13 protein-coding genes are annotated in these 15,024 nt (G+C 65.2%); 7 read left to right on the forward strand and 6 right to left on the reverse strand.

What is annotated here, in order from left to right; translation table 11 throughout:
* Positions 1-45: 45 nt before the first annotated feature.
* The 5 genes from ACVW17_RS13500 to uca are packed head-to-tail and all read left to right on the forward strand — an operon-like array spanning position 46 to position 6,714.
* On the forward strand, positions 46-864 hold the full coding sequence (locus tag ACVW17_RS13500) for an ABC transporter permease (protein ID WP_456752346.1): 819 nt from the start codon (positions 46-48) through the stop codon (positions 862-864).
* Entirely contained in the window at positions 861-1,694 is an 834-nt protein-coding gene (locus ACVW17_RS13505) for an ABC transporter ATP-binding protein (protein ID WP_456797200.1), read from the forward strand. Before ACVW17_RS13500 ends, ACVW17_RS13505 begins: the two co-directional genes overlap by 4 nt.
* A complete protein-coding gene (locus ACVW17_RS13510) occupies positions 1,691-2,536 on the forward strand; it encodes an urea amidolyase associated protein UAAP1 (RefSeq protein WP_456752348.1) in 846 nt (281 codons plus the stop codon). Before ACVW17_RS13505 ends, ACVW17_RS13510 begins: the two co-directional genes overlap by 4 nt.
* The gene (locus ACVW17_RS13515) at positions 2,533-3,168 is read left to right on the forward strand and encodes an urea amidolyase associated protein UAAP2 (RefSeq protein ID WP_456752349.1); all 636 of its coding nucleotides are present in this window, start codon (positions 2,533-2,535) and stop codon (positions 3,166-3,168) included. The genes ACVW17_RS13510 and ACVW17_RS13515 overlap by 4 nt, the downstream gene beginning before the upstream one ends.
* 3 nt (positions 3,169-3,171) lie before the next feature.
* Positions 3,172-6,714, forward strand: coding sequence for an urea carboxylase (gene uca, locus ACVW17_RS13520; RefSeq protein WP_456752350.1), 3,543 nt, complete (start codon positions 3,172-3,174; stop codon positions 6,712-6,714).
* A gap of 129 nt (positions 6,715-6,843) precedes the next feature.
* On the opposite strand, the gene ACVW17_RS13525 is transcribed toward uca, so the two are convergent.
* Genes ACVW17_RS13525 through ACVW17_RS13540 form a run of 4 tightly spaced genes read right to left on the reverse strand, consistent with a single transcriptional unit; the run spans position 6,844 to position 10,521 of the window.
* Complete coding sequence (locus ACVW17_RS13525; RefSeq protein WP_456752351.1) at positions 6,844-7,539, reverse strand: ABC transporter ATP-binding protein; 696 nt, start codon at positions 7,537-7,539, stop codon at positions 6,844-6,846.
* Positions 7,539-8,288, reverse strand: a complete 750-nt coding sequence (locus ACVW17_RS13530) for an ABC transporter ATP-binding protein (RefSeq protein ID WP_456752352.1) — start codon at positions 8,286-8,288, stop codon at positions 7,539-7,541. The genes ACVW17_RS13525 and ACVW17_RS13530 overlap by 1 nt, the downstream gene beginning before the upstream one ends.
* Complete coding sequence (locus ACVW17_RS13535; RefSeq protein ID WP_456752353.1) at positions 8,285-9,577, reverse strand: branched-chain amino acid ABC transporter permease; 1,293 nt, start codon at positions 9,575-9,577, stop codon at positions 8,285-8,287. Before ACVW17_RS13535 ends, ACVW17_RS13530 begins: the two co-directional genes overlap by 4 nt.
* A complete protein-coding gene (locus tag ACVW17_RS13540) occupies positions 9,574-10,521 on the reverse strand; it encodes a branched-chain amino acid ABC transporter permease (RefSeq protein WP_456752354.1) in 948 nt (315 codons plus the stop codon). Before ACVW17_RS13540 ends, ACVW17_RS13535 begins: the two co-directional genes overlap by 4 nt.
* Positions 10,522-10,553: 32 nt before the next feature.
* Here ACVW17_RS13540 and ACVW17_RS13545 point away from each other — a divergent pair, with 32 nt between their 5' ends.
* A complete protein-coding gene (locus tag ACVW17_RS13545) occupies positions 10,554-10,691 on the forward strand; it encodes a hypothetical protein (RefSeq protein WP_456752355.1) in 138 nt (45 codons plus the stop codon).
* Between the two features lie 16 nt (positions 10,692-10,707).
* On the opposite strand, the gene ACVW17_RS13550 is transcribed toward ACVW17_RS13545, so the two are convergent.
* Both ACVW17_RS13550 and ACVW17_RS13555 read right to left on the reverse strand, forming a co-directional pair.
* Complete coding sequence (locus ACVW17_RS13550; RefSeq protein ID WP_456752356.1) at positions 10,708-11,946, reverse strand: branched-chain amino acid ABC transporter substrate-binding protein; 1,239 nt, start codon at positions 11,944-11,946, stop codon at positions 10,708-10,710.
* Between the two features lie 339 nt (positions 11,947-12,285).
* Positions 12,286-13,512, reverse strand: a complete 1,227-nt coding sequence (locus ACVW17_RS13555) for a TetR/AcrR family transcriptional regulator (RefSeq protein ID WP_456752357.1) — start codon at positions 13,510-13,512, stop codon at positions 12,286-12,288.
* A gap of 258 nt (positions 13,513-13,770) precedes the next feature.
* Between ACVW17_RS13555 and ACVW17_RS13560 the strand changes: the two genes are divergently transcribed.
* Entirely contained in the window at positions 13,771-14,835 is a 1,065-nt protein-coding gene (locus tag ACVW17_RS13560) for a ketopantoate reductase family protein (protein ID WP_456752358.1), read from the forward strand.
* The last annotated feature ends 189 nt before the right edge of the window (positions 14,836-15,024 follow it).

Genomic DNA, 15,024 nt, shown 5'->3' on the forward strand with positions numbered 1-15,024 from the left:
GCAAGCTCTGACGCGCACAACGCCGACCTCACGCAGGAGCCGACGATGCGACTTGTGAACATACGGCCGGGACGGCAGACGCGCTTCTATCTACTCGCGCTGCCGTTCCTCCTGGTCGCAATCGCCTACTTCGCCGGCTCCAGCGCGCGGCTCGCGCAAAACCCGAACGACAAGCTGCTGCCGGCGCTGCCGAGCATGGTGCAGGCGGTCAAGCAGATGGCCTTCGAGGTCGATCCCCGCACCGGCAGCTATCTGATGGCCTCCGACACGGTCGCGAGCCTCGGGCGGCTGGGGTCGGCGTTGGCGATCTCGACGGTGGCGGCACTGGTGCTCGGTATCGTGATCGGGCTGTTGCCGGGCGCCAATGCCCTGCTTGGGCCGTTCGTGTCGGTCACCTCGATGGTGCCGCCGCTGGCGCTGTTGCCGATCCTGTTCATCGTGATGGGGTTGGGAGAAAACTCCAAGATCGCGCTGATTGTGATCGGGACATTGCCCTGCATGATCCGCGACCTCGCCATGAAGGTGCAGGAGCTGCCGCGCGAGCAGATCGTCAAGGCGCAGACGCTCGGCGCCTCGACCTGGCAGATCGCGCTGCGGGTCGCGATGCCGCAAACCCTGCCGCGGCTGATCGACGTGCTGCGCCTGCAACTCGGCCCGGCGTGGCTGTTCCTGATCGCGGCCGAGGCGATCGCCTCCGATTCCGGGCTCGGCTACCGGATATTCCTGGTGCGCCGCTATCTCGCGATGGACGTGATCATTCCCTACGTCGTCTGGATCACGCTGCTGGCGTTCCTGATCGATGTCGGGCTGCGCGTCCTGCAACGCAAGGCGTTTCCCTGGTTTGCCTCGATGAGGGCGGAATGAGCGCGATCCGGTTCGACGACGTCTGGAAGGAATATGGCGATCACATCGTGCTCGAGCGCATCACGATGGAGGTCGAGCCGCGCGCGTTCATCGCGCTGGTCGGCCCGTCCGGTTGCGGCAAGACCACGCTGCTCCGCATGCTGCTCGGTGAGGAGCAGCCGAGCCGCGGCCGGATTTTGGTCGACGGCAAGCCGTTGCCCGCCGAGCCGGATGCCGACCGCGGCGTGGTGTTCCAGCGCTACTCGGTGTTTCCGCATCTGACCGTGCTGCAGAACGTGATGCTCGGCCGCGAGCTGCGCGATGCCAAGTTCGCGGTTCGGCTGTTCGGCGCCGCACGGCGCGCCGCCATGGATGAATCGATGAAGCTTTTGGCCGAAGTCGGGCTCGCCGGTCAGGAAAACAAATATCCGTCTTCACTGTCCGGCGGCATGCAGCAGCGCCTCGCGCTGGCGCAGGCGATCATGCGCGAGCCGAAGATCCTGCTGCTTGACGAGCCATTCGGCGCGCTCGACCCGGGCATCCGCGCCGACATCCACCTGTTGATGAAGCGGCTGTGGAACGAGACCCATCTGACCGTCATGATGGTCACGCATGATCTCAGCGAAGCATTCGGGCTCGCGACACGGGTGATCGCGCTGGAGCGGTCGCGCAACCGGCCCGAGGAGCGCGATCGCTACGGCGCCACGGTGTCGCGCGACCTCGAGATCTTCCCGCGCCGCAGCGCCGAGCTGCGGTCGTCGGTTCAACCAGCTCCGGCCGGGACGACCCGGTCAGACAAGGAGCACCAGCCGGGACGGCCCGGCGCTCTCGTCTTGAAGGAGCAACCATGATCCTCACAGCGGAACAGAAGGCTGAGGTCGCGGCGCATACGCGACGCTACAACGAGCTGAAATCGGCCGGGCAGGAGCACGCGCCGCGGGCGCTCCCGGCGCCGACCGCGCGCGATGCCGCACCGATCGCCACAGATGCGATCATCCACCGCGAGGCGATTCCGGCGGGCTGGTACTGGACCACGCGGCTGAACCGCGGCGATACGCTGCGCATCGTCAACCCACAGGGGATATCGACCGTCAGCCTGCTCGCCTGGAACGCCGCCGACACCACCGAGCGGCTCAACCACGCCGACACCATCAAAGTGCAATGGGCGGCGCGGCTGCAGAAAGGGCGCGTGCTGCTGTCGGACATGGGGCGCGTACTGCTCGCCATCACCGAGGACACCAGTGCCGCGCATGATGCCGTGGTCGGCGGTTCGACTGCCGCGACCAACCAGGCGAAGTACGGCGACGGCAATTTCCGCAACACGCGTGACAACTTCGTCCTCGCCGCGATGAAGCTCGGGCTCGATCGCCGCGACGTCCATCCCTGCGTCAGCTTCTTCGCCCCGGTCGCGATCGATGCGGACGGAAAATTCGTCTGGTCCGAGGGACGGCGCGAGAAAGGCGACTTCGTCGATCTGCGCGCCGAAATGAATCTGCTGATCGCGTTGTCGAACTGCCCGCATCCGCTTGATCCGGCCACGGCCTATCCGCAAGCGAGTGTGGAGATCGTGCGCTGCCGCGCGGGTGCGCCGGCTGCCGACGATCTGTGCCGGACGGCGACGGCCGAGGCGATCCGCGCCTTCGAGAACAACGCGCTGTATTTCGGCGAGACCAGCGAAGGAGCCGTGCGATGACCACGCAATCCGTTCCGACCGGCCGCATCATGCTCGATGTCGAAATTCCCGCGCGCAAGCCGTGGTCGGCGATCATCCGCAAGGGCCAGACGCTGCGCATCACCGATACCCACGGCCAGCAGGCGGTGGATACGCTGTTCTATCGCGCCGATGATTTCGGTGAGCGCTACAGCGGCCAGGATACGCTGCGCGCGCAAGGCTCGGCCTATGTCGGGCTCGGCACCAGGATCATGTCGAATGAAGGCCGCGTGATGCTGCGCGTGACGGCAGACAGTTGCGGCCTGCACGACACCTCGGCGGGCGCCTGCTCCTGCGAGAGCAACACCGTGCGGTTCGGGCACCAGACCCGGTACCAGCACGCCTGTCGCGAAAACTTTGTGATCGAAGCCGCGAAATACGGCCTGTCGAAGCGCGACATCGTGCCGAATTTGAACTTCTTCATGAACGTGCCGATCGATCCCGCCGGCAATTTCACCGTGGTCGACGGCGTCTCCAAGCCGGGCGACGCGATCGAGCTGGTCGCCGAGATGGACGTGCTGTGCCTGATCTCGAACTGCCCGCAGATCAACAATCCCTGCAACGGCTTCTTCCCGACGCCGGTTCAGGTCACGATATTCGAGCCGGAGGCGTGAGGCATGTTCAGCAAGGTCCTGATTGCCAACCGCGGCGAGATCGCCGGGCGGATCGGCAGAACATTGCGTCATATGGGCATCGGCTCGGTCGCGGTCTATTCCGACGCCGACCGCTTCACCCGGCCGGTGCTCGATGCCGACGAGGCGGTGCGGATCGGCCCGGCGCCGGCGGCCGAGAGCTATCTCAACGTCGATGCCATCATGGCGGCGTGCCTTGCCACCGGCGCGCAGGCGGTTCACCCCGGCTATGGCTTCCTGTCGGAGAACCGCCGCTTTGCCGAGCGGCTGGCCGAGCACGGCATCACCTTCATCGGGCCGCGGCCCGAACATCTTGACGCCTTCGGCCTCAAGCACCGGGCACGCGAGATCGCCGAGCGCAGCGGGGTGCCGCTGTTGCCGGGCTCAAGGCTGCTGGAGACCATCGACGAGGCGGTGCGCGAGGCTGAGCGGATCGGCTTTCCGGTGATGCTGAAGAGCACGGCGGGCGGCGGCGGCATCGGCATGCAGCTCTGCCACGACATGGCGACGCTGCGGGAGCGCTTCGAATCCGTGCAGCGCACGGCGCGGGCGAGCTTCGGCGATGCACGGGTCTATCTCGAGCGCTTCGTCGCCCAGGCGCGCCATATCGAGGTGCAGATCTTCGGCAATGGCAGGGGCGATGTGGTCGCGCTCGGCGAGCGCGATTGCTCGCTGCAGCGGCGCAACCAGAAGGTCTTTGAGGAGACCCCCGCGCCGGGGCTGTCCGCGGAGATCAGGCGGCGGCTGCACGCGGCCGCGGTGTCGCTCGGCAAGGCGGTGTCTTACGAATCCGCCGGCACCGTGGAGTTCATCTACGACGTCGAGCGCGAGGATTTCTACTTTCTCGAGGTCAACACCCGCCTTCAGGTCGAGCATCCCGTCACCGAGCAGGTCACCGGTGTCGACCTGGTCGAATGGATGATCCGCCAGGCCGCCGGCGAGGATGTGCTGGGCCAGGCCGGCACGCTCACGCCAAAGGGCGCGGCGATCGAGGTGCGGCTCTATGCCGAGAATCCGGGCGCCGGCTTTCGGCCGAGCGCGGGCCGCTTGACGCGGGTCGCTTTCTCGGGCGATGCGCGGATCGACGGCTGGATCGAGACCGGCACCGAGGTGTCGCCGTTCTACGATCCGATGCTGGCCAAGATCATCGTGTCAGCCGAGACCCGCGAGGCCGCGATCGCAAAGCTGACGCACGCGCTGGATGACACGGTCGTCGCCGGCATCGAGACCAATCTCGACTATCTGCGTGCGATCGCGGCATCGGACGTGTTCCGCAGCGGGCAGGTCGCGACCAGCGTGCTCGGCGCCTTTGCGTATCGGCCGCACACCATCGATGTGGTTGCGCCCGGTGCGCAGAGCGGGGTGCAGGAGTTGCCCGGCCGGCTGCATCTCTGGCATGTCGGCGTGCCGCCGAGCGGCCCGATGGACGAACGCTCGTTCCGCCTCGCCAATCGCGTGGTCGGCAATCCGGAAACCACGACTGCGCTGGAGCTGACGGTCAACGGGCCGACCCTGCGTTTCAACACCGATGCGATCGTCGCGCTGTCGGGCGCGCGGATGAAGGCGTCGATGGATGGCGCCGATGTGGCCTATGACGAACCGATCGCGGTCCGCGCGGGGCAGACGCTTGCGATCGGCAGCATCAAGGGCCCGGGTCAGCGCAGCTATCTCGCCGTTCGTGGCGGCATCGACGCGCCGCAGATTCTCGGCTCACGCGCCGTGTTTGCGCTCGGCGCCTTCGGCGGCCACGCGACGGGCTCGCTGAAGGCCGGTGATGTCTTGCATATCGGCGCGGAGAGGCCTGACCTTGCGACGCCGCGGCCGGCCACGCAAGACGAGCGGCCAGAACTCACGTCGGCGTGGCAGATCGGCGTGGTCTACGGCCCGCATGGCGCGCCGGACTTCTTCCTCGAGGACGACATCGAGACGCTGTTCGCGTCTGATTACGAGGTGCACTTCAACAGCGCCCGCACCGGCGTCCGGCTGATCGGGCCGAAGCCGCACTGGGCGCGGGCCGACGGCGGCGAGGCCGGGCTGCATCCGTCGAACATCCATGACAACGCCTATGCGGTCGGCTCGATCGATTTCACCGGCGACATGCCGATCATCCTCGGGCCGGACGGACCGAGCCTCGGCGGCTTCGTCTGTCCGGCAGTCGTCGCGCGCGACGAGCTCTGGAAGGTCGGCCAGCTCCGGCCCGGCGACACCGTGCGCTTTGTGCCGGTGACGCGTGACGATCCGGTTGCCGGTCCCACGGTGCTGCGTGCGCCCGAGCTCGGATCGGCGATCGTCGGCCGCAACGATGACGGTCCGATCCCGGTGGTGTATCGCCGCGCCGGCGACGACAATCTGCTGGTCGAATACGGACCGATGGAGCTCGACGTCGCGCTGCGGCTGCGCGTGCATGTGCTGGCGCAGGCACTGGAGGAGGCCAGGCTCGGCGGCCTGATCGATCTGACGCCCGGCATCCGCTCGTTGCAGATCCATTATGACGGCAGCGCGCTGTCGCGTGGCAAGCTGCTCGACCTGTTGCGCAAGATCGAGCGCGAACTGCCGCCGGTCGATGCGATGCGGGTGCCGAGCCGAACCGTGCATCTGCCGCTGTCATGGCGCGATCCGGAATCCGAGCTCGCGATGCGCAAATATCAGGAGCTGGTGCGCGCGGATGCGCCGTGGTGTCCGTCGAATGTCGAGTTCATCCGGCGCATCAACGGGCTCGGCAGCGAGGATGACGTCCGCCGCATCGTGTTCGATGCCGACTATTTCGTGCTCGGTCTCGGCGACGTCTATCTCGGCGCGCCGGTCGCGACCCCGCTCGATCCGCGGCATCGGCTGGTGACCACCAAATACAATCCGGCGCGGACCTGGACGCCGGAGAACGCGGTCGGAATCGGCGGCGCCTATATGTGCATCTACGGCATGGAAGGGCCGGGCGGCTATCAGCTGTTCGGCCGCACCATCCAGGTCTGGAACACCTGGCGCACCACGCGGGTGTTCGAACCCGGCCATCCCTGGCTGCTGCGGTTCTTCGACAAGATCCGCTTCTTCCCGGTCGATGCCGATGAATTACTCGACGCGCGCGCCGCGTTCCCGCACGGGCAATACGACATCAGGATCGAGCAGGGCGAGTTCTCCTACGCCGACTATGCGAAGCAGTTGGCCGCGACGCAGCCCTCGATCGCCGCGTTCAAGGCGACCCAGCAGGCCGCATTCGACGCCGAGCGCCAGCGCTGGCGCGAGATGAAGCTCGACGAGGCGCCGGTAGAGCCGATCGACGCCAGCGTCGCCGCGACCGGCATTCCCGATGGCCAGATCGGCGCGTTCTCGGAAGTGCCCGGCAACATCTGGAAGGTCCTGGTCGAGCAGGGCGCCGAGGTCGCGGCCGGCGACGTGCTCGCCATCATCGAGTCCATGAAAATGGAAATCTCGGTGCTCTCGCCCGCCGCGGGCCGCATCGCGTCGGTGCCGGTGAAGCCCGGCCAGACGCTGCGCGCGGGGGATGTGGTGGCGTTGATCCGGCCGGGGTAAATCATGCCGACCCGTGTGAGCTGCGATACCTCCCCGTCATTGCGAGCGAAACAATCCATCGCTCCGTCCGTGACGAAGCATGGATTGCTTCGTCGCTACGCTCCTCGCAATGACGAGGCCGCTCCCGCTTCACACTTCCAGCCATTCCTCGCGAATAGCGGCGTTGTTCTTCAGCTGCTCGGGCGTGCCTTCGAACACGACGCGGCCGTGGCCCATGATGTAGACGCGGTTCGAGATCTTCATCGCGATCGAGAGCTTCTGCTCGACCAGCAGGATGGCGACGCCGGCCTTGGCGATCCGTGCGATCAGTTCGCCGACCTGCTGCACGATCAAGGGCGCAAGTCCTTCGGTCGGTTCGTCGATCATCATCAGATCGGGGTCGCCGAGTAATGTGCGGCAGGTGGTCAGCATCTGCTTCTCGCCGCCCGACAGTACGCCGGCCGGCGTGTCGGCGCGCGCGGCGAGATTGGGGAACATGTCGAGCATCTCCTGCAGCCGCCACTTGCCCGGGCGGCGCGGGTCCTTGATGCCGAGGATCAGGTTCTGGCGCACCGTCAGCCCCGGGAAGATGTCGCGGTGCTCCGGCACATAGCCGAGCCCGAGGCGGGCGATCTTGTGGCTCGGGAGGCCGACGATGTCCTGGCCCTTGAAGCGGATGGTGCCCTGCGGCGGCACCTCGCCCATGATCGCCTTGACAGTGGTGGAGCGGCCGACGCCGTTGCGGCCGAGCAGGCTCACCACCTCGCCGGCGGCGATGTCGAGATCGACGCCCTGCAGGATGTGGCTCTTGCCGTAATAGGCGTGAAGATTCCTGACCTCGAGCATCAGTCGACCTCCTCGCCGAGATAGGCTTCCTTGACCTTCGGATTGCCGCGGATCTCCTCAGGGGTGCCGGAGGCGATGATGTGGCCGTAGACCAAGACCGAGATGCGGTCGGCGAGGCCGAACACCACGCTCATGTCGTGCTCGACGATGACGAGCGTGCGTCCCTCGGTGAGGCGGCGGATCAGCGCGACGGCGCGCTCGGTCTCGGCGTGGCTCATGCCCGCGGTCGGCTCGTCCAGCATGATGACGCTGGCGCCGCCGGCGATGGTGATGCCGATCTCGAGCTCGCGCTGCTCGGCATAAGTCAAAAGGCCCGCCGGCACGTCGCGGCGATGGCTGAGATGGATGTCGTCGAGAATCTGCGCGGTGCGCTGCTTCACCTCGGGCAGATCGTCAACGTTCTTCCAGAACGCGTAGCGGTGCCCGGTCGCCCACAGCACGGCGCAGCGGACGTTCTCCCACACCGTCATGCGGGCGAACACGTTGGTGACCTGGAACGAGCGCGACAGCCCGCGCCGGTTGATCTCGAATGGCCGCAAGCCCGAGGTCACTTCGCCGTTCAGGCGGATCTCGCCCGAGGTCGGCTTGATGTGGCCGGAGATCAGGTTGAACGTCGTCGACTTGCCGGCGCCGTTCGGGCCGATGATGGCATGACGCTCGCCCTTGGCGACGCTCAGGTTGAGGTCGCGGATGATGCGGACATTGCCGAAACTCTTCTCGACGGCGTTGACGTGAATGGCAGCGGTCATGCGAGATACCCCCGATCACGGGCCACCGTCGCGGCGCGATCCCAGGCCTCCGCAACGCGCCGCCAGGTGAGGCTTGCGGCCAGGAAGCCGCCGACCAAGAGAACCGCCGCGGCCGCCCAGGTCGTCGGTGCGCTGGCGACGAAGGGAATGCCGAGCAGGTTGATCGGGTCGCCGCCCGAGAAGCGTGCCACGGTTTCGATGGTCAGGATGATGCCGAGCGCAAACGCGAGCGTCGGGATTGCCGCGACCAGATAGGACGGGATCACGGTGCCGAGCGTGCCCGCGCGGATCAGCGGACGGTGCTTCATCAGGATGCCGGCGATGCCGCCCGGCGCGAACATCACGATGCCGATGAAGATGATGCCGAAATAGAGCTGCCAGACCGAGGTGACGCTGGTCAGCCCGAGTTGCAGATAGGTCACCAGGATGGCACCCAGGATCGGGCCGAAGAAGTAGGCGGTGCCGCCGATGAAGGCGGAAAACAGCACCAGGCCCGACTGCGTCGCGCCGAGATAGGCGGAGTTGGCGATCTCGAAATTGATCGCAGTCAGCCCGCCGGCGATGCCGGCGAAGAAGCCGGCGAACATGTAGGCGAGATAGCGCACCACATGCGGATCGTAGCCGATGAACTCGACGCGCTCCGGATTGTCGCGCACCGCGTTGCAGATGCGGCCGAGCGGCGTGCGGGTCAGCGCATACATCGCGATCGCCGAGACCATCACCCAGAACGCGATCAGATAATAGACCTGGATCTGCGGCCCGAAGGTCCAGCCGAACAGCGGCATCAGCCCGGTGCGATCGGTAGTGATGCCGGATTCGCCGCCGAACACGCTGCGCAGGATCAGCGACGACGAGGCGACCAGTTCGCCGATGCCGAGCGAGATCATCGCAAACACCGTGCCGGCGCGCTTGGTCATGACCCAGCCGACCAGCAACGCGAACGCCATGCCGCCGATGCCGCCGACCAGCGGGATCACCGGCAGCGGGATCGGCCAGTTATGGCTCGAGACCGCGTTCATGACGTGCACGGCAAGGAAACCGCCGAGGCCGTATTGCACGGCGTGGCCGAACGACAACAGGCCGGTCTGGCCGAGCAGGATGTTGTAGGACAGCGCGAAGATGATCGCGATGCCGATCAGGCTGAACGAGGTCAGCGAGCCGCCGGAGGAGAACACCAGCGGCAGCACGACGAGCGCGACCGCAGCGAGCAACCAGACGCCGTAGAAGCCGAGGGCGCCGCCGGATTCCTGTTTGGTCACGGCGGAGACGGGCGTGGCAGCGTTCGTCATGACTCACGCGTCCCCAACAGGCCCATCGGGCGGAAGATCAGCACCAGCACCAGCAGCAGATAGGGCAGGATCGGCGCGATCTGCGCGATCGTCACGTTCCAGATGTCGGTGAGCGGCGTGGAGCCGAGGCTCGGATCGAGCGGGCCGAACACGCTGGCGAGCGAACCGTTCAGCGCGACCGCAAAGGTCTGGATCAGCCCGATCAGCAGCGAAGCGATGAAGGCGCCGGGCAGCGAGCCGAGGCCGCCGAACACGATGACGACGAACAGGATCGGGCCGAGCAGCGCGGCCATGTCGGACTGCGTCACCAGCGACGGACCGGCGATCACGCCGGCAAGGCCGGCCAGCGCGCTGCCGACGCCGAACACCAGCATGAAGACGCGGCCGACATTGTGGCCGAGATGGCCGACCATGCTCGGATGGGTCAATGCGGCCTGCACGATGAGGCCGACCCGGGTCCGCTTCAGCGTCACCAGCAGCGCGATGAAGATCACGACCGAGACCACCAGCATGAAGATCTTGTAGGCGGGATAATTGGTCGAGAACACCGTGAAGGCCGGAAAATCGAGCACCGCCGGAACGCGATAATCGACCGGGCTTTTGCCCCAGATCATCGAGACGATCTCTTCGATCGCGAACGCCAAACCGAAGGTCAGCAGCAGCTCGGCGACATGGCCGTGCTTGTGGGTGTTGCGCAGGCCGTAGCGCTCGACCGCCATGCCGACCGCGCCGACCAGGAGCGGCGCGATCACCAGCGCCGGCCAGAATCCGATCCAGCGGGTGAGCTGATAACCGAAGAACGCGCCGAGCATATAGAAGCTGGCATGCGCGAAGTTGAGCACACCCATCATGCTGAAGATGACGGTGAGCCCGCTGGACAGCAGGAACAGCAGCATCCCGAACAAGACGCCGTTGAGCGTCGAGATGACGATCAATTCAGCCATGGCGCACCCGTTTGAGACTGGGAACGGTTCACGTGATCAAAGACCTGTCGAAGGAAAGGGAGTTCACCGTCATTCCGGGGCGATGCGAAAGCATCGAACCCGGAATCTCGAGATTCCCCGATGCGCAATTGCGCATCTGTGGTTCGATGCTTCGCATCGCCCCGGAATGAAGAGAGAGGCGGCCGATCAGGGCCGCTTCATGTTGCAGGTGGTCGGGAGCATCGTCTGCTCGGTGTCGATCTTGGAGACGATGTGCCAGCCCCAGCCGGTGTTTTCCTCGTCGTACGGCTCCTTGGCCTTGTCGGCGAGCGAGCCGAACGAAGAAATGTAGATCGGCTGGAAGAACTGGTGGTCGTCCTTGCGCATGAAGCCCTCGCCGCCGTCGAACACCTCGAACTTCAGGCCTTCGAGCGCCGCCGCGACCTTCACCGGATCGATCGAGTTGGCCTTCTCGGCGGCCGCCTTGAACATCCGCATCTCGTTGACGGCGCGCGGATACCACACGGAAATGCCGGTCTTGGCGCGGAAGTCCTTCTCGAAATCCATCGCCGCCTTGTTGCCGGAGTTCGGCACGCCTTCGCTGATCTGGAACACCTGGTTCTCGAGGCCGGTCTGCTTGATCGCGGTCGGTCCGCCGGCGCCGCCGGCATAATAGGTGTACCAGTTGACCTTCAGGCCGGCGTCGGCCGCAGCCTTCAAGAGCAGCGCGAAGTCCTGGCCCCAATTGCCGGTCACGACGGTGTCGGCGCCCGACGCCTTGATCTTGGCGATGTAGGGCGAGAAGTCGGTGACCTTGAGCATCGGGTGCAACTCGTCGCCGACGATCTGGATATCGGGCCGCTTTTCGCCCAGCATCTTGCGCGCCGTTGATCGCACCGACTGGCCGAACGAATAGTCCATGTTGATCAGGTAGACCTTCTTGATGGACGCTTGGCCTTTCATGTAGTTGGTCAGCGCTTCCATCTTGATGTCCGAGTTCGCATCCCAGCGGAAATGCCAGTAGCTGCACTTCTCGTTGGTCATGCTCGGATCGACCGCGGCGTAGTTGAAGTAGAGCACTTCCTTGCCGGGGTTGCGCGAATTGTTCTTGGTGACGAAGTCTTCCAGCGCGGCACCGACCGATGAGCCGTTGCCCTGGGTGATGTAGCGGACGCCGGCGTCGACCGCCTTCTGCGCCTGCACCAGGCTTTCCTGCGGATTGGTCTTGTTGTCGAGCGGCACGATCTCGACCTTGTGGCCGAGGATGCCGCCCTTGGCGTTCAATTCGTCGGCAAGATACTGGAACGTCTTCAGGCCGCCTTCGCCAACGCTGGCGCCGCCGCCGGAGAGCGGATCGATATAGCCGATCTTGAGGTTTTCCTGCGCGGACGCCGCGCCTCCCAACACCGTCAGCGCTGCCGCGGCGGCAACGATCAGCCTGTGCATCCTGCGTTCTCCCTTGCTTGTGTTTCTTGATCTGAGCGATCGAGGCCGTCTCATAAACCCCAATTGCCGAGCCTTCGCAACTTTCGCTTTGAATACTGCGTCAAGTTTTAGCGGGTGGTACCATGATGTTATAGGCTATACGAAGCCGGAATCGGCTGGGAATTGGTCGCTGTTTTGAATTGCAGGTAAACTTTTGGATGAGGGCGGCGTTCGTATTGGTTCGCTGTTTGGAACTGACGCCGGCGCTGTCTCGCTCTAAACCGGCTCTCTCAACATACAGCATCGCCCGGGGCTGACCCATCCCGACCTTCCCCCTTTCAGAGGGAAGGGGGAAGCGGTTCAGGCCGGATATCGGCGCGGCTTGAGGCCTGCCAGAAACAGCCGCGCGAAATGATCGGCGATCTGCATCGGAGTCCAGTCGCGCCTGGTCCTGAACCAGATCGGATACCAATGGCCCATTCCGGTCAAAATCCGTTCTGCGAAATACGTATCGATGCGGCGGAAGCGGCCCTCGTCGATCCAGCGCTGATAGCTGTTCTGGTCCTGCCGGATCGTTGCCAGCACGTCGCCGACATAGGCTTTGCGGTCGACGTCGTTGAGATAGTTGATGTTGTGGTAGGTCGCCTTTGGACCGCAGGGCGTGTCGTGCAGCATCAGCAGCAGGCGGATTCGTTGCACGATGTGATCGAATGGGCCAAGGCTGTGCGCTTGCAGATGCTCGCGGATGCTGATCTCGCCGGCGAGCCCGCGTCGCAGGCACGCCAGCAGCAGGCTCTCCTTTTCACTGAAATGATAGTAGATGCCGGCGCGGGTCATGCCGGCATCGACCGCGATGCTCTCGAGCGACGTGCCCGACGCACCCCGCCGGTTGAAGCTGTCGGAGGCGATCGACAGCATCCTGTCGAACTTCGCGGCCCGCTTGTTCAACGCGGCGCGGGACTCCAGGAACGGTGCAAGGCTGAGCGGTTCGGGCATTGCGGGCATGGCGATCTCGCGCCGGTACACGCCGTGGGTGATGATGTCGTCGATCGCATCGATCGCCTGTTGCCGCGTGTAGTAATCGCGTTCCGACAGCCAGAACGGAACCCAGTCCAGGATCGAGATCAGCGCCACCGCCGCGAGCAGCGGTTCGTCGCAGGCGATCGAGCCGTCGGCGACGCCGCGCTTGAGAATGTCCGCGAGCAGTGCAGCGTTCTGCCAGCGCCTTGCATGAACTTCGCTGCTGTAGGACGCAGCCAGCGCATCGATATCGCTGAACAGGATCATGCGCTGGCCTTCCGGCCTGAGCCGGCCGCGCACGAAGCGCCTGACGATCTCGAGCCCGTCGATCCCGGGCTCGGCCGCGGCTTCAATCTCGTGCCGGTAGATTGCGAGGCCCCGTAGATAGCAGTGGAAGATCAGATCTTCCTTGTCGCGAAAATAGTGGTACAGCGCGCCCGGCACCGCCCGGACCGACGCCGCAACCTGCTCCATCGTCACATTGGCATAGGAGTGGCGGGCAAACAGCCGGGACGCTGAGACGAGGATTTCTTCAGCCCGGTCCGTGAGATCGGCGGCGACTTGCAAGCTCGAATGCCCTTCCTGGTCGCGGAACGAAAGTCCGCAGGCGAGATAATCCCCGAGATAATCCCCGAGATAATCCCCTTGGCAGCCGCCTGTCGATCTGCGATAGACGGTGGCATACCATACACCAGCCGGACCGTGTTGTCCGAGGGGTGATGTGGCGGACGCCGGACCGGGGACGCGCTGGACGGCCAAGATCGACCGGGCATCAGCCGGCATCACCCTCAGGGCAGGATTTTGAAGAGAAGGGCTTAACAGAGCATGGCGCGCAACATTCTGATCCTTGGAGCTTCCTACGGCTCCCTGCTGGGGACCAAGCTTTTGATGGCCGGGCACAACGTGTCCCTGGTGTGCCGCAAGAACACCGCCGACCTGATCAATCGCGAAGGCACCGAGGTCCGCATCAAGCTGCGCGACGAGAAGGAGCACCGCTCGATCTTCTCGCGCGACTTGCCCGGCAAGCTCGACGCCGTGACGCCCGCCGATGTCGACGTGTCGCGCTACGACATGGTTGGACTTGCGATGCAGGAGCCGCAATACACCAACCACACGGTTCGCGTGCTGATGATCAAGATCGCAGCGGCCAAGCTGCCGTGCCTGTCGATCATGAACATGCCGCCGCTGCCGTATCTGAAGCGGATCCCCGCGCTGGCCGGCATGGACCTCGAGGAGGCCTACACCAACGCGCAGGTGTGGGAGCGCTTCGAGCCGGGCCTGGTCACGCTGTGCTCGCCTGATCCGCAGGCCTTCCGGCCGCCGGAGGAGAAGGCCAATGTGCTCCATGTCGGCCTGCCGACCAACTTCAAGGCTTCCGCCTTCGCCGACGACAAGCACAACAAGGTGCTGCGCGAGCTCGAAGCCGACATCGACGCGGTGACGCTCGACGGCCAGGACGTGCCGGTGAAGCTGAAGGTCTTCTCGTCGCTGTTCGTGCCGCTGGCGAAATGGTCGATGCTGCTGACCGGCAATTATCGCTGCATCACGCCGACAGAGCCGCAATCGATCCGCGACGCCGTGCACAGCGATCTCAACCGCTCGCAGGCGATCTACGACCATGTCGACGGCATCGCGCGCAAGCTCGGCGCCGATCCTGCGGACCAGGTGCCGTTCGCAAAATATGCCAAGGCGGCGGAAAGCCTGCTCAAGCCGTCCTCGGCGGCCCGCGCGGTCGCCGCCGGCGCGCCGTTCATCGAGCGCGTCGACCTGCTGGTGAAGCTGATCTCGCATCAGCTCGGCACGCCCAGCGCGGAGATCGACCGCACGGTCGAGACCGTCGATCAGAAGCTGAACGAGAAGATCGTGCAGGGCGGCTCGGGCGCGGAGTAGCGCAACGTGTGATGGCGGGGGCTTTGTGCCCTCGCCATGCATCGGCGCTCGGCAAAGCGCGCGATCGCGGTTCTCGAACGCATGGCTCGGCTCGCGCAGCTGCGGCTTGGAGCCACGGACATGTCGATCAAATCGCTTCCTCTGTTAGCAACCTATGGCGACCTCGATCGCGCACGCGACATCCTTGCT

It is taken from the genome of Bradyrhizobium sp. USDA 4473 (assembly GCF_054063335.1).

What these genes read in the sequence shown, in the direction of transcription:
- ACVW17_RS13540 (WP_456752354.1), bottom strand. Translation starts at nt 10,521, where the DNA reads ATGGCTGAATTGATCGTCATCTCGACGCTCAACGGCGTCTTGTTCGGG.
- ACVW17_RS13535 (WP_456752353.1), bottom strand. Translation starts at nt 9,577, where the DNA reads ATGACGAACGCTGCCACGCCCGTCTCCGCCGTGACCAAACAGGAATCC.
- ACVW17_RS13500 (WP_456752346.1), top strand. Translation starts at nt 46, where the DNA reads ATGCGACTTGTGAACATACGGCCGGGACGGCAGACGCGCTTCTATCTA.
- ACVW17_RS13550 (WP_456752356.1), bottom strand. Translation starts at nt 11,946, where the DNA reads ATGCACAGGCTGATCGTTGCCGCCGCGGCAGCGCTGACGGTGTTGGGA.
- ACVW17_RS13505 (WP_456797200.1), top strand. Translation starts at nt 861, where the DNA reads ATGAGCGCGATCCGGTTCGACGACGTCTGGAAGGAATATGGCGATCAC.
- ACVW17_RS13525 (WP_456752351.1), bottom strand. Translation starts at nt 7,539, where the DNA reads ATGCTCGAGGTCAGGAATCTTCACGCCTATTACGGCAAGAGCCACATC.
- ACVW17_RS13560 (WP_456752358.1), top strand. Translation starts at nt 13,771, where the DNA reads ATGGCGCGCAACATTCTGATCCTTGGAGCTTCCTACGGCTCCCTGCTG.
- ACVW17_RS13510 (WP_456752348.1), top strand. Translation starts at nt 1,691, where the DNA reads ATGATCCTCACAGCGGAACAGAAGGCTGAGGTCGCGGCGCATACGCGA.
- uca (WP_456752350.1), top strand. Translation starts at nt 3,172, where the DNA reads ATGTTCAGCAAGGTCCTGATTGCCAACCGCGGCGAGATCGCCGGGCGG.
- ACVW17_RS13515 (WP_456752349.1), top strand. Translation starts at nt 2,533, where the DNA reads ATGACCACGCAATCCGTTCCGACCGGCCGCATCATGCTCGATGTCGAA.
- ACVW17_RS13530 (WP_456752352.1), bottom strand. Translation starts at nt 8,288, where the DNA reads ATGACCGCTGCCATTCACGTCAACGCCGTCGAGAAGAGTTTCGGCAAT.